General features: G+C 52.9%; 10 protein-coding genes and 3 tRNA genes. 2 read left to right on the forward strand and 11 right to left on the reverse strand.

Features of this window, described 5'->3' with window-relative positions; genetic code table 11:
• The first annotated feature begins 27 nt into the window (after positions 1 to 27).
• On the forward strand, positions 28 to 1,311 hold the full coding sequence (locus tag AC4LF3_RS11835) for an NAD(P)/FAD-dependent oxidoreductase (RefSeq protein WP_491835361.1): 1,284 nt from the start codon (positions 28 to 30) through the stop codon (positions 1,309 to 1,311).
• A gap of 48 nt (positions 1,312 to 1,359) precedes the next feature.
• Here AC4LF3_RS11835 and AC4LF3_RS11840 read toward each other — a convergent pair whose 3' ends face one another.
• From AC4LF3_RS11840 to AC4LF3_RS11880, 9 genes are all read right to left on the reverse strand, one after another.
• Entirely contained in the window at positions 1,360 to 3,222 is a 1,863-nt protein-coding gene (locus tag AC4LF3_RS11840; RefSeq protein WP_491835362.1) for a SurA N-terminal domain-containing protein, read from the reverse strand.
• 194 nt (positions 3,223 to 3,416) lie between these two features.
• Positions 3,417 to 3,689: an HU family DNA-binding protein gene (locus AC4LF3_RS11845; RefSeq protein ID WP_010794772.1), complete on the reverse strand. Its 273-nt coding sequence runs from the start codon at positions 3,687 to 3,689 to the stop codon at positions 3,417 to 3,419.
• A 133-nt stretch (positions 3,690 to 3,822) separates the two neighbouring features.
• Positions 3,823 to 6,222, reverse strand: a complete 2,400-nt coding sequence (gene lon / locus AC4LF3_RS11850; RefSeq protein ID WP_239382810.1) for an endopeptidase La — start codon at positions 6,220 to 6,222, stop codon at positions 3,823 to 3,825.
• 128 nt (positions 6,223 to 6,350) lie between these two features.
• Positions 6,351 to 7,631: an ATP-dependent Clp protease ATP-binding subunit ClpX gene (gene clpX, locus AC4LF3_RS11855; protein ID WP_010794774.1), complete on the reverse strand. Its 1,281-nt coding sequence runs from the start codon at positions 7,629 to 7,631 to the stop codon at positions 6,351 to 6,353.
• A gap of 104 nt (positions 7,632 to 7,735) precedes the next feature.
• Positions 7,736 to 8,377 carry an ATP-dependent Clp endopeptidase proteolytic subunit ClpP gene (gene clpP / locus AC4LF3_RS11860; protein WP_010794775.1) on the reverse strand — a complete coding sequence of 214 codons (642 nt, stop codon included), beginning with the start codon at positions 8,375 to 8,377 and terminating at the stop codon, positions 7,736 to 7,738.
• Between the two features lie 90 nt (positions 8,378 to 8,467).
• On the reverse strand, positions 8,468 to 9,778 hold the full coding sequence (tig, locus tag AC4LF3_RS11865; protein WP_491835363.1) for a trigger factor: 1,311 nt from the start codon (positions 9,776 to 9,778) through the stop codon (positions 8,468 to 8,470).
• Positions 9,779 to 9,993: 215 nt separating this feature from the next.
• Positions 9,994 to 10,078, reverse strand: a tRNA-Leu gene (locus AC4LF3_RS11870).
• 51 nt (positions 10,079 to 10,129) lie between these two features.
• Positions 10,130 to 10,205: transfer RNA gene (locus tag AC4LF3_RS11875), tRNA-His, on the reverse strand.
• Between the two features lie 30 nt (positions 10,206 to 10,235).
• Positions 10,236 to 10,312: transfer RNA gene (locus AC4LF3_RS11880), tRNA-Arg, on the reverse strand.
• A 251-nt stretch (positions 10,313 to 10,563) separates the two neighbouring features.
• Between AC4LF3_RS11880 and folD the strand changes: the two genes are divergently transcribed.
• Positions 10,564 to 11,421, forward strand: coding sequence for a bifunctional methylenetetrahydrofolate dehydrogenase/methenyltetrahydrofolate cyclohydrolase FolD (gene folD, locus AC4LF3_RS11885; protein ID WP_150347127.1), 858 nt, complete (start codon positions 10,564 to 10,566; stop codon positions 11,419 to 11,421).
• Between the two features lie 55 nt (positions 11,422 to 11,476).
• Here folD and cysS read toward each other — a convergent pair whose 3' ends face one another.
• Positions 11,477 to 12,862, reverse strand: coding sequence for a cysteine--tRNA ligase (cysS, locus tag AC4LF3_RS11890; RefSeq protein ID WP_491835364.1), 1,386 nt, complete (start codon positions 12,860 to 12,862; stop codon positions 11,477 to 11,479).
• Positions 12,862 to 14,532, reverse strand: a complete 1,671-nt coding sequence (locus AC4LF3_RS11895) for a glutamine--tRNA ligase/YqeY domain fusion protein (RefSeq protein ID WP_491835365.1) — start codon at positions 14,530 to 14,532, stop codon at positions 12,862 to 12,864. Before AC4LF3_RS11895 ends, cysS begins: the two co-directional genes overlap by 1 nt.
• Positions 14,533 to 14,589 lie beyond the last annotated feature (57 nt).

Below are 14,589 nucleotides of genomic sequence, written 5' to 3' on the forward strand. Positions count from 1 at the left end.
GTAAAAAATTTCACACAGGGAATGAATATGCCGAACACATCCTATCCGAACTCCTACTATGCGGCCTCTGCTCATCCTGCGCCCAAGCGCCCCATGCTTGAAGGTGAACGCATTGCTGACGTTTGTATTGTCGGCGCTGGCTATACCGGTCTTTCCACTGCCATTGCACTGCTTGAGCGAGGCTACAGCGTTGTAATTCTCGAGGCCGCCAGGGTAGGTTTTGGTGCATCCGGCCGCAACGGCGGCCAGATCGTCAACAGTTATAGCCGGGATATTGATGTTATCGAGCGAACCTTGCCTGCCCGTGAAGCGCAACTGATCGGTCAAATGGCCTTCGAAGGCGGACGTATCATCAGAGAACGAGTCAACCGTTATGGTATTCAGTGCGACCTGAAGAACGGTGGCGTTTTCGCGGCTTTCAACGCCCGACAGATGCAACATCTGGAAGCTCAGCAAGCCCTTTGGGCTCGCCATGGGCACCATGAACTAGAAATGCTGGATAAAAGAGCCATTGAGCAAGTCGTAGGCACCCATCGATATGCCGGGGGTATGCTGGATCGTAGCGGCGGTCATATCCACCCCCTTAATCTCGCTCTAGGAGAGGCAGACGCCGTTGAGTCATTGGGCGGGACTATTTACGAACAGACACCTGCCGTACGCATCGAGCGTGGCCCTAAGCCTGTTGTACATACTCCACAAGGTTGTGTAAGAGCGACGTATGTTGTGGTAGCCGGTAATGCTTATCTGGGTAATCTCATTCCAGAGCTGGCAGCCAAATCCATGCCTTGTGGAACGCAAGTGATTGCAACCGAACCCCTCTCTGAGGAAACGGCAAAACGATTACTTCCTCAAGACTATTGTGTCGAGGATTGCAACTACCTTCTAGATTATTATCGCCTCTCGGCTGATCGTCGACTCATATATGGCGGTGGCGTTATATACGGCGCACGTGATCCTGCCGATGTGGAAAAAATCATACGCCCTAAGATGGCAAAAACCTTTCCAGAACTGGCCAACGTCAGGATTGATTATGCCTGGACCGGTAATTTCCTATTGACTCTGTCCCGCCTCCCTCAGGTAGGCCGCCTGGGCGACAATATCTATTATTCGCAAGGTTGCAGCGGACATGGCGTTACGTTTACCCATCTGATCGGTACCGTGCTTGGTGAGGCACTGGCAGGGCACGCTGAGCGCTTTGATGCATTCGCCCGGCTACCCCACTACCCCTTCCCTGGCGGTCGTCTTTTCCGCGTTCCATTTACCGCCCTGGGCGCCTGGTACTACGATATTCGCGACAAATTTAATGTCTAAACAAGAAACCCCGCCGAAGCGGGGTTTCTTTTACTTACCTGTCAGAAATCAAAGATTCTTGATTTCTGCCTTGGACTCCAATGCACGGCGGTAAGCCGCAAAGTCCTCTTGGCCACTGCGTGAAGAGAGGAAACGGCGATACATAGCCTTTTCTTCGTCAGTAAAGGTGCCCTGCGGAACGCTGACACCCGTCAAGCGAATAACCATGTAGGTCCCATCAGCCAGATTGACTCCTGCATAAGTCGGCTTGGAATTGTCTCCAGGCTTATTCATGCGGAACACCTGTTGGAGTACTACCGGGTCAACGCCCTCCTGATTACGTGTAGCAGCCTCGACGACTTTCCAGTCCTTGATCGTATTGGCCTTGCCTGCCTTCAGGTCAGCAATCAACGTCTCGCCCTGCTGACGAGCAGTCTCAGCTATCTTCTGCTTGGTCAGCGTGCTGCGGATATTGTCTTTGACATCATCAAAGCTCTGCTGAGCAGGCTTGCGATGCTCCTTAACGCGCAGGATGACAGCCGTTTCATCGTCCAACTGGATAGCATTGCTATTGGCACCATCCTCCAGCACTTCGGGACTGAAAGCAGCCTGGACAACCTGACGATTGGCAATAACCCCTTCTTCGCCGCCCTCACGTCCGAATGGCTTGCTGGTTTGCACTTTCAAGCCTTGCTCTTGAGCAGGCTGACTAAGATCTGAAGCTTCAAACGCTGCGCTTTCAAGATTGCGGATAGCATCTACAAAAAGGCGATCAGCCTCGCGAGCCTTGAGCTCAGCCTCAAGACGCGGCTTCATGCTCTCCAACGAAGGTACTTTGGCTTCCTGAACGCCAAGCAGCTTGATCAGATGCCATCCAAATGTCGAATGTACGGGAGCAGAAACGTCTTCCTTGTTCAAACCATACAAGGCTTCTTCAAAGGCAGGGTCATACACCCCTCGCCCAGCATAACCGAGCTCACCGCCCTTGTTGGCCGAACCAGGATCCTGAGAGAACTTCTTGGCTAGCGCAGCAAAATCCTCGCCCTTGTCCAGACGAGCCTTGATTTCATCAATCTTGGCCTTGGCCTGCTCGTCATTCACCTTGTCGTTCACTTCAATCAGGATATGAGCGGCGTTACGCTGTTCGGAAAGGTTAGCGGTTTCCGACTGATAAAGGGCCTGAAGGTCTTCTTGCTTGACCTGCGCCTTATCGGCAAAAGCGCTTTTCTTTAGCTCGATATAATCAATGACCACCTGATCAGGCGTCATGAATTCGCTACGATGATCGTCATAGTAGCCTTGTAATTCATCATTGGTGACTGCAACTTTCGAAGCATCCGCTTTAACCACATGGGTTGCGAAGTCTCGAGTTTGCCGTTCCAAAGCTGCGAATGCATTCAATTCGGCATCGGTTACAAAACCGGTACCTGCAATACCCGCCCTGAGTTGCCCCATGAGCATCTCCTGCTTCAGCATCTCGCGAAACTGAAGACGTGAGTAACCCATCTGGGCAATGGTCTGGTCAAAACGCTGGGCATTGAATTGCCCATCAACCTGGAACTCAGGTGTTTGAAGTATGAGCTGGTCCAAAGCCGCTTCAGAAAAAGCAAACTTGTTCGACTTGGCATCCTGAAGCAATAGCTCGCGCTCGATCAGGGCCTTTAGAGCCGCGTCGCGTAACCGTTTTTCATCCAGAAGAGCAGGATCGAAATTAGGGCCCAGACGCTGCGCCAGAGAGCGACGTTGCATCTCCACAGCCTGATTGAGATCGGTCTGGCGTATTTCCTCACCATTTACCAGTGCTACGGCACCTTGGTGGCTACCGGCGCGAATGATCGCCTCGAATCCGGTCAATGCCATCAGCAAGATAATGACGCCAATGATGACCTTGGCTATCCAGCCTTGTGAATGTTCCCTGATGTTCTGCAGCATGCGCCCCCCAAAACGGCTGCATCTGGCCAAAGGCTAGGCAGCATGGGTGAATTGCGAATAGAGAAAAGGCGCATCAGAGGATGCGCCTTCTGTTAAACGGGGCTTTGGCGAGTCTTCGTGCGGAATGAACCAAACGGTATCACGTGCTAGAACTCAACAGACAGACGTCTATTGAAACCAAAACCCTTAAGCACTCAGTTCACAGCATCCTTGAGCGCTTTGCCGGGCTTGAAACCAGGGATCTTGGCAGCTTCGATTTCGATCGGCTTGCCAGTCTGCGGATTGCGGCCAGTGCGTGCTGCACGCTCTTTGACAGCGAAAGTGCCGAAACCGACAAGCACAACCGGATCACCGCTCTTCAGGGCACCAGTGATAGATTCGATCACTGCGTCCAAAGCGCGCCCAGCTACAGCTTTCGGGATATCAGCAGATGCAGCAACGGCATCGATCAGTTCCGACTTGTTCACTCTAAGTCCCCTTGTTCATTTCTGATAAGAATATATTACGTGTGTAGGCAAAAATGGATGCTGTGAGGCATGCCTGACACTTGAAGAGCCGCTTTATATCAAGGGCTCAAAAAAAGTGTCAAGGAAGCTCTGGCTAGTGCGTGCTGATTCTATCTTTTGAATCCTGCTCGCGCTTTTCTTCATTCGTGACTATTTCAGGAGCCGCATCTGGCAAGGGCTCCGGCGCATATTGCAGCGCAACCTGAAGGACCTCGTCAATCCATTTGACAGGCTTAATCACCAAATCGGCCTTAATATTGTCTGGAATGTCGCGCAGATCGCGTACATTCTCCTCCGGAATGACCACCGTACGGATTCCCCCACGATGTGCCGCCAGTAATTTCTCCTTCAAACCACCAATGGCCAGTACCTGGCCACGCAGCGTAATCTCACCTGTCATGGCTACATCAGCACGCACTGGGATCCGGGTAGCAGCCGACACCAGCGCGGTGCACATACCGATACCAGCACTTGGACCATCTTTGGGTGTAGCGCCTTCTGGTACGTGAATGTGGATATCGTGCTTCTCATGGAAGTCCTTGGGAATACCAAGGCTCTTACCACGGCTACGCACAACCGTCAGTGCTGCAGTAATGGATTCCGCCATTACATCGCCCAGCGAACCGGTTTTGATCAACTGCCCTTTCCCCGGCACAACAGCCGCTTCAATAGTCAGAAGCTCGCCGCCAACCTGCGTCCAGGCTAGCCCTGTGACCTGGCCGATCTGGTCCTGCTGTTCAGCCAAACCATAACGGAACTTACGTACACCCAGGTAGTGCTCGAGGCTTTCACTGGTGACAGCAGCCTGTTGAGCCGCTTTTTCCTTGGCGTGCTCCTTGACAATCTTGCGGCAAACCTTGGCAACCTGACGTTCAAGGCTACGTACCCCCGCCTCGCGGGTGTAGTAACGCACCATGTCTCTTAGAGCAGCCTCGTCAAAGGTCACTTCGGTCTTCTTCAAACCGTTTGCCTTGACCTGCTTGGGTATCAGGTACTTGGTAGCGATATTGACCTTTTCGTCTTCCGTATAGCCAGGCAGACGAATCACTTCCATACGATCCAGCAACGGTGCCGGAATATTCATGGAGTTGGCCGTACAAAGAAACATAACATCCGACAGATCGTAATCAACTTCCAGATAGTGATCATTGAAATTGTGGTTCTGTTCTGGATCCAGCACCTCGAGCAGAGCGGAGGCCGGATCACCACGCATGTCGTTACCCATCTTGTCGATTTCATCGAGCAGGAACAATGGGTTACGCACGCCAACCTTGGTCATCTTTTGAATCAAACGACCAGGCATGGAGCCGATATACGTACGACGATGGCCACGAATCTCAGCCTCATCACGCACACCACCCAGGGCCATACGAACGAACTTGCGGCCAGTGGAGCGCGCGATGGACTCAGCTAGAGACGTCTTACCTACCCCAGGCGGACCAACTAGGCACAATACCGGGCCACGTACTTTCTTGACTCGTTTCTGGACAGCGAGATACTCCAGAATCCGATCTTTGACTTCCTCAAGACCGTAGTGATCTTCATCAAGAATGTCCTCGGCCTTGCTCAGATCCAAACGGACCTTGCTTTCCGCCTTCCATGGGACATTCACAAGCCAGTCAATGTAGGAACGTACTACTGTGGCCTCGGCAGACATGGGAGACATCTGCTTGAGCTTGTTCAGCTCCGCATTGGCCTTGGCCAATGCTTCCTTGGTCAGACCGGCATTGTCGATGCGCTTTTTCAGGTCATCGATTTCACTGTGGCCTTCGTCGATGTCGCCCAGCTCTTTCTGAATGGCCTTCATCTGCTCATTCAGATAATACTCGCGCTGGCTACGCTCCATCTGCTTCTTGACGCGACCACGGATCCGCTTCTCGACCTGCAACAGATCGATTTCTGCGTCCAGCAACGCCAGAACGTGCTCGACTCGCTCAGCAAGATCTACGATCTCAAGGATTTCCTGCTTCTGCTCAAGCTTAAGCGCCATATGGGCTGCCATCGTATCGACCAGGCGACCTGGATCGTCGATACCATTAAGTGAAGACAGCACCTCTGCTGGCACTTTCTTGCCCAGCTGGACATATTGCTCGAACTGGCTCATCAGGCTACGAACAAAGACTTCCGACTCGCGATCTGCCGCTTCGGTATCCTCGATCAGCTGAACCTCAGCGCGAGAATAACCCTTGGCCTCAACAAAACGCTCAATGTTGCCACGCTGCTCACCCTCTACCAGCACTTTAACAGTGCCGTCGGGAAGTTTGAGCAGTTGCAAGACAGTGGCGACGGTACCCATGCGGTACAGGCCATCGGAGTCTGGATCATCGTCGGTAGGATTCTTTTGCGCAAGCAGTAGGATCTGCTTGTCGCTGGCCATGGCAGCTTCCAGGGCCTCAACAGATTTTTCACGCCCAACAAAGAGCGGAATTACCATGTGCGGATACACCACTACATCACGCAGTGGCAAAAGAGGCAATTCAATCGTTTTATTCATGGTTTCAGCTCTTGGCATTCGACTGGCCGCATAGAAACGACCGTATGGCATGTTTTTCTAACATGCGGCCTAATCGATCAGAAAACAAGGCTAACTAATGCGAAGGGCCCCGCAGGGCCCCTTTTTATTTATGCATCCGGTGCCGCTTTGACCGGGTCGTTGTTTTCGTAAATCAACAACGGTTGGGAAGTACCCTCAATGACGCTCTCATCGATGACGACTTTGCTGACCTCCTTCTGAGAAGGAATCTCATACATCGTATCGAGCAGAACGCCCTCGAGTATGGACCGTAGACCACGTGCGCCTGTTTTACGTTCCAATGCCTTGCGGGCCACTGCCTTCAAAGCGTCTGGACGGAACTCGAGATCCACCTCTTCCATTTCGAAGAGTTTGCCATACTGCTTGGTCAGTGCATTCTTGGGCTCGGTCAGAATCTGCATGAGCGCCGCTTCGTCAAGTTCATCTAGCGTTGCGATTACAGGCAAACGACCAACGAACTCTGGGATAAGACCAAACTTGACCAGATCTTCAGGCTCGGCATCACGAAGTGACTCACCGATTTTCTTGCCCAATTCCTGGCTACGGACTTCGGCATTGAAACCAATTCCGCCCGCCTTGGTAGAACGGCTCTGGATGACCTTTTCCAATCCGGCAAATGCACCGCCACAGATAAACAGGATGTTACGCGTATCCACCTGCAGGAACTCCTGCTGAGGATGCTTGCGTCCGCCCTGCGGGGGTACTGAGGCTACCGTACCTTCAATCAGCTTGAGCAGAGCCTGCTGCACGCCCTCACCCGATACATCTCGAGTAATAGAGGGGTTATCAGACTTGCGCGAAATCTTGTCGATCTCATCGATATAGACGATGCCCATCTGGGCTTTTTCAACATCGTAATCGCACTTCTGCAAAAGCTTCTGAATAATATTTTCAACGTCCTCACCCACGTAACCTGCTTCGGTTAACGTAGTGGCGTCCGCAATGGTAAACGGTACGTTCAACAGACGTGCCAGCGTTTCAGCCAGCAAAGTCTTACCGGAACCTGTCGGCCCGATAAGCAGAATATTACTCTTGCCCAACTCAACGTCATCTTTCTTCTCACGCTGGTTGAGACGCTTGTAGTGGTTGTATACCGCTACAGCCAATACTTTCTTGGCACGTTCCTGACCAATCACGTACTGATCAAGAATCGTACTGATTTCTTTAGGTGCTGGAAGTTTATGTGCACTGTTTTCGGCCTGGGCTTCCTGTACTTCCTCACGGATGATGTCATTGCACAGGTCGACACATTCATCGCAAATAAAGACTGAGGGACCGGCAATCAACTTACGCACTTCATGCTGGCTCTTGCCGCAGAAAGAGCAATACAACAGCTTGCCGTTGTCGTCACCGTTGCGAGTATCTGTCATTCGATCAATCCAATCGGGTTACTTACAGGAACAAGATGAAGGCAAATCTATGCATTTTCAAGCCTGCCACTCAGTAATCATGACTTAGTGGCAGGCTTGCCGGCTCAAGCGGGAATATTGCGCTTTTCCAACACCTTGTCGATCAAGCCGTATTTCACAGCCTCATCACCGCTCATGAAGTTATCGCGATCGGTATCACGGGCGATAACATCCATGGGTTGACCCGTATGATGGGCCAACACTTTGTTTAGACGCTCACGGATCGTCAAAATTTCACGCGCGTGAATTTCGATGTCCGATGCCTGACCCTGGAAGCCACCCAAGGGCTGGTGGATCATCATACGAGAGTGAGGCAGACAGTAGCGTTTGCCGGCAGTACCACCTGCCAGTAGCAAGGCACCCATACTGCACGCCTGGCCTACGCAGATTGTCGAGACATCTGGCTTAATGAACTGCATGGTGTCATAGATAGACATACCAGCTGTCACCGAACCACCAGGTGAGTTGATGTAGAGGTGAATATCCTTGTCAGGGTTCTCCGCTTCCAGAAACAGAAGCTGAGCGACCACCAGGTTGGCCATATAGTCTTCGACCTGGCCTACCAGGAAAATCACCCGCTCCTTGAGCAGACGCGAGTAGATATCATACGCGCGCTCGCCACGAGCAGATTGTTCGACCACCATGGGCACCAGGCCGCCAGCGGCTTGAACTTCGGGCATTGTTTGCATGAACGAATTGCGGGACATGTCCTGCGATCACTCCCTATCAGGATGGTCTTGCCTTAAGACGCATAAGCCAGCACGAGGCTGGCTTATGTGATTCGAGGCGGGTAAAGATCAGGCTGCTTGCGGGGCCTCGGCCGGTTTGACCGCGTCCTCGTAGGAAACCTGCTTATCGGTCACTTTAGCCTTTTCAAGAACAGTATCTACGACTTGTTCTTCGAGTACAACCGAACGCACTTCGTTCAATTGCTGCTCGTTCTGGTAGTACCAGGCAACGACCTGCTCAGGCTCCTGGTAGGCAGAGGCCATTTCCTCGATCAGTGCACGTACACGCTCGTCGTCAGGCTTGAGCTCGAACTGCTTGACCATTTCCGCAATGATCAGACCCAGAACAACACGGCGCTTAGCCTGCTCGGTAAACAGCTCAGCCGGCAGTTGATCGGGCTTGATGTTGCCACCGAACTGCTGAACAGCCTGAACACGCAGACGATCAACTTCGCTGTTGATCAGAGCGGCTGGAACTTCGATCGGGTTAGCAGCAATAAGGCCATCCATAACTTGGTTCTTGACCTTGTTCTTGATCGCCTGACGCAGCTCACGGTCCATGTTCTTGCGAACTTCAGCACGGAAGCCTTCCAGAGTAGACTCCTGAACGCCGAACTGAGCAAAGAACTCCTCGTTCATTTCAGGTAGCTGCGGGGCAGAAACCTTGGTTACCTTCACAGTGAACTCGGCAGTCTTGCCAGCCAGATCCAGGTTCTGATAATCCTCCGGGAAGGTCAGATTAAGCACACGCTCTTCGCCCGCCTTTGCACCCACCAGGCCTTCCTCGAAGCCCGGAATCATGCGGCCGGAGCCCAGCACCAGCTGTGTACCGTTTGCAGAGCCGCCCTGGAAGGCTTCACCGTCGATCTTGCCTACGAAATCGATAGTGACCTGATCATCGTTGGCCGCTTCGCGGTCGACTTCCTCATAACGAGTGTTCTGCTTACGCAAAATCTCAAGCATGTTATCCAGATCGCTATCAGCGACTTCGGACTGCAGACGCTCAACCTGAATGTCTTCCAGGCCTTTCACTTTAAACTCAGGGAATACTTCGAATGTAGCGACGTATTCAAGGTCTTTGCCTTTTTCGTAAGCCTTGGGCTCAACAGAAGGCGCACCTGCCGGGTTCAGTTTTTCCTGAACGATGGCTTCGTAGAATGTTTCTTGAATCAGATCACCAAAGGCTTCCTGACGAGCGCTGGCTTCGTAGCGCTGACGAATGACACTCATCGGCACCTTACCAGGACGGAAACCAGGCACTTTAACGCGGCGAGCAGTTTGCTGCAGACGCTTGGCGACTTCGGTCTCGATACGCTCGGCCGGCACGCCTACGGTCATTCGGCGCTCAAGAGCGGAGGTGCTTTCAACAGAAACTTGCATGGATAATCCTCATGGCACAGACATAGGCCGGCCGTTCCGGCCCCCAGAAACAGGGCAAGCATTCTAGAGGTAGAGGATACGGAAGTCATCCTGCATAAAGCAGGTATTGGTCACCAAGCATGAAAAAAGCCTGCAACCCCTCTCGCTCATACCCGAAACATGCCAGCCATTTTCAAGGCAAAAAAAAACCGACATCGCTGTCGGCTTTTTCACTATGGTGCGGACGGAGAGACTCGAACTCTCACACCTTGCGGCGCTGGAACCTAAATCCAGTGTGTCTACCAATTCCACCACATCCGCGTAACACTTAAAACGAACATCAGGCATTAATAATGCCTGATGTTCTCAATATGGGGTGGACGATGGGAATCGAACCCACGACACCAGGAGCCACAATCCTGTGCTCTACCAACTGAGCTACGCCCACCATATTGCATTGCTTGCGCCGAACCGCCAATGGCGCGCCCGGCAGGACTCGAACCTGCGACCATCCGCTTAGAAGGCGGATGCTCTATCCAGCTGAGCTACGGGCGCTTTATTGCGCAGCAACCGTTGCTTACGAAACAGCCTCCTAAGAAGCTGAGCCGGCTCGCATCGCCTTCTCATTTCGTTTCAGGCTGTGCTCGGCAAGCGGGGCGTATATTACGAATGACTCGACCACTCGTCAACAATTTTTTTAAAAAAATTAAGAAGATAGGTTAACTACCCTTTCACCAAGGCTTCTTCCTTTAGTGCGTACATGCGAAAATAAGCATCCTTCTTCCATTAGCAAGACCTATCTGCATATGACTGCTCAACTGATCGACGGTAAAGCGATCGCCGCTTCTCTCCGCCAAGAAATTGCCCAACGCGTTGCCCAGCGGCGTCAACACGGGTTACGCGCCCCTGGCCTGGCAGTCATTCTGGTAGGTGACGACCCAGCTTCCACGGTATACGTTACTCACAAAAGAAAGGACTGCGAGGAAGTAGGCTTTGTATCCAGGGCGTACGACCTTCCCAGCACCACCACACAGCAGGAGTTGGAAGCGCTGATTGACTCACTGAACGCAGATGCTGCAGTTGACGGCATCCTGCTTCAGCTTCCCCTACCCGCTCACCTTGATGCTTCCAATCTGCTTGAGCGCATCAGTCCCGACAAGGATGTTGATGGTTTCCATCCGTTCAATATAGGTCGACTCGCTCAACGCATCCCCCTGCTCCGCCCCTGTACGCCCAAGGGCATCATGCGTCTGCTGGAAAGTACAGGGGCAGACCTGTACGGCATGAATGCAGTGGTGGTAGGCGCCTCCAACATTGTCGGTCGCCCCATGGCGCTGGAGCTACTCTTGGGCGGCTGTACAGTAACAGTTACTCATCGTTTCACCCGTGATCTGGCCGCTCATGTCAGCCAGGCCGACCTGGTGGTAGTGGCGGCAGGCAAACCAGGCCTGGTGAAGGGCGAGTGGATCAAGAAAGGCGCTATCGTCATTGACGTAGGCATCAACCGCCAGGCAGATGGAAAACTGGTTGGCGATGTCGAATATGAAACAGCTTTGGAACGCGCCAGCTGGATCACGCCTGTTCCTGGCGGTGTTGGCCCCATGACGCGTGCCTGCCTGCTGGAGAACACGCTCTATGCAGCTGAACAGCTGCATGCCGAATAAAAATATCTCCCCATAAAAAAGGCCGCTAATGCGGCCTTTTTTATATCAGGTGAACTCAGTTGGCCAAACGCCACGTCGTTCCATCTTTACCATCCTCAAGCACGACACCCATGGCTGTCAGCTCATCGCGAATACGATCCGACTCAGCCCAGTTCTTTGCTGCTCGCGCATCCAGACGTGCCTGAATCAGGCTCTCCACGGCCGCTTCGTCAACCTTGCCCTCCGCACCTGCGCGTAGATACTCATCCGGCTCCAGCTGTAGAACACCCAGCACTTCAGCCATCTGCTTGAGTCGAGAGGCAAGGCCAGCGGCAGCTTGAATATCCTGGTCTCGCAGACGATTGACCTCACGGACCATTTCAAACAGGACCGCACAGGCCTCTGGCGTGTTGAAGTCGTCATCCATTGCGGCCGCGAAACGCTCCACATAGGGCTCACCGCCAGCAGGCGATGCCTGCGGTAGACCTTTCAAGGCGTGATAGAAGCGATCCAACGCGCCGCGTGCTTCACGGAGGCTCTCTTCAGAATAATTGATCGGGCTGCGGTAATGACTGGAAACCAGCAGATAACGAACGACTTCCGGGTGGTATTTCTCCAGCACTTCGCGAATAGTGAAGAAGTTGCCCAGGGACTTGGACATCTTTTCGCCATCTACCCGCACAGCCCCAGCATGCATCCAGGATGCCGCATATGTTTTTCCCGTAGCGGCCTCACTCTGAGCAATTTCGTTCTCGTGGTGGGGGAAAACCAGGTCAGGGCCACCACCGTGAATATCAAACGTTTCACCCAGGCAGCACGTAGACATGACCGAGCATTCAATATGCCAACCGGGACGACCCGCCCCCCATGGTGACTCCCAGCTGGGCTCACCCGGCTTGGCAGCCTTCCACAAGACAAAGTCCAGAGGATCTTCCTTGGACTCATCTACCTCAATACGGGCCCCAATCCGGAGATCTTCAATCTTTTTGCGTGACAGTTTGCCGTATCCCGCAAAACGTCCTACACGGTAATACACATCTCCGTTTCCAGGCGCATAGGCATAACCTTTGTCTATCAAGGTCTGGATCATAGTGAACATGCCAGGAATATGATCAGTCGCACAGGGCTCAACGTCTGGACGCTGAACACCCAGCCGGGTTTCATCCTGATGCATCGCTTCGATCATACGTCCAGTCAGGTCTTTGAACGTTTCGCCATTTTCCTGCGCACGGCGAATGATCTTGTCGTCAATATCTGTAATGTTGCGTACGTAGGTCAGGTTGTAACCTGACTTGCGCAGCCATCGAGCCACGACGTCAAATGCCACCATCACACGTGCATGACCAATATGACAGAAGTCATAGACTGTCATACCGCACACGTACATACGAACATTATTGCCCTCGAGCGGCTTGAACGTTTCCTTGGTCTTGGTGAGCGTGTTGTAGATCGCAAGTGGCATTATTGCCCCCAGGAGTCGCGTAAGGTGACGGTACGATTGAAGACCGGAGCACCCGGCTTTGAGTCTTTCAGATCGACACAGAAGTAACCTTCACGCTCGAACTGAAAACGGTCCTCTGGCTGGGCCTGCGCAAGCGATGGCTCAGCACGGCACCCAGTCAGCACCTGCAGCGATTCCGGATTGATATTATCCAGGAAGGTCTGCCCCTCTTCCGCTTTCTCAGGCTGCGGCGAACGGAACAGACGATCGTACAGGCGAACCTCACACTCAACACTGCCTTCGGCAGGCACCCAGTGAATGACACCCTTTACCTTGCGGCCTTCAGGGTTCTTCCCGAGGGTTTCAGGATCATACGAGCAACGCAGTTCGACGATATTGTCCGCCTCATCCTTAATAACCTCATCGGCGCGAACAACATAACTTCCCCGTAGACGAACTTCGCCATTTGGCTCAAGGCGCTTGTATCCCTTGGGCGGATCGATCATGAAGTCATCGCGGTCGATGTAGAGCTCACGTGTAAACGGTAGCGTACGCATCCCCATATCTTCCTTCGGGTGACGTGGCAGCTCCAACTGCTCCACTTTGCCCTCAGGATAGTTGGTGATGACAACCTTGAGCGGCCGCAGTACGCACATGGCCCGAGGCGCATTTCGGTCCAGATCTTCCCGGATGCTGAACTCAAGCATAGCGATATCGACTACACCATTGGAGCGAGCAACGCCTACCATCTCGCAGAAATTACGAATGGAGGCCGGTGTATAACCGCGACGGCGATAGCCAGACAGCGTAGACATGCGCGGATCATCCCAGCCGTTTACATGCCGCTCATCAACCAGCTGCTTCAGCTTACGCTTACTGGTTACGGTGTAGTTCAAATTCAGGCGGGCGAACTCGTACTGACGCGGTTGCGCCGGTACAGGCAGATTTGCCAGGAACCACTCGTACAGCGGACGATGATCCTCGAATTCGAGTGTGCAAATAGAGTGAGTGATTCCCTCGATTGCATCCGACTGGCCATGCGTGAAGTCATAGCTCGGGTAGATGCACCACTTGTCACCCGTCTGGTGATGATGGGCGTGGCGGATACGATACAAAATCGGATCGCGCAAATTCATGTTTGGCGAGGCCATGTCGATTTTGGCACGTAGCGCCTTTTCACCATCCTTGAACTCGCCCGCCTTCATGCGTGCAAAGAGATCCAGGTTTTCTTCAACGGAGCGGTCACGGAAAGGACTGTTTTTGCCCGGCTCGGTCAATGTGCCACGATACTCACGCGCCTGCTCAGGCGTGAGATCATCAACATAGGCTTTACCCGTCTTGATCAGGTGTATCGCCCAGTCATAGAGCTGATCGAAATAATTGGAGGCATAGCGCTCCTCACCTGCCCATTTGAAGCCCAGCCACTCGACATCACTTTTGATGCCATCGATGTACTCCTGATCTTCCTTGGCTGGGTTCGTATCGTCAAAGCGCAGATTGCACTCGCCGCCAAACTCTTGAGCCAGCCCGAAGTTCAGGCAAATCGACTTGGCGTGGCCAATGTGGAGATAACCGTTAGGCTCTGGCGGAAAGCGTGTCACAATCTTTGTGTGCTTGCCGGCATCCAGATCAGCCTGGACGATTTGACGAAGAAAATTCGCTGGAGTAGCGGGAGTTTCTGGCTTGCTCATGGGGTCCTTAATAATGTGTTGTTCGGCTTAAGGGTAGGCCGACTAAATCAAAGTCCG

The sequence above is a fragment of the Pseudomonas sp. C2.3V genome (assembly GCF_058536325.1).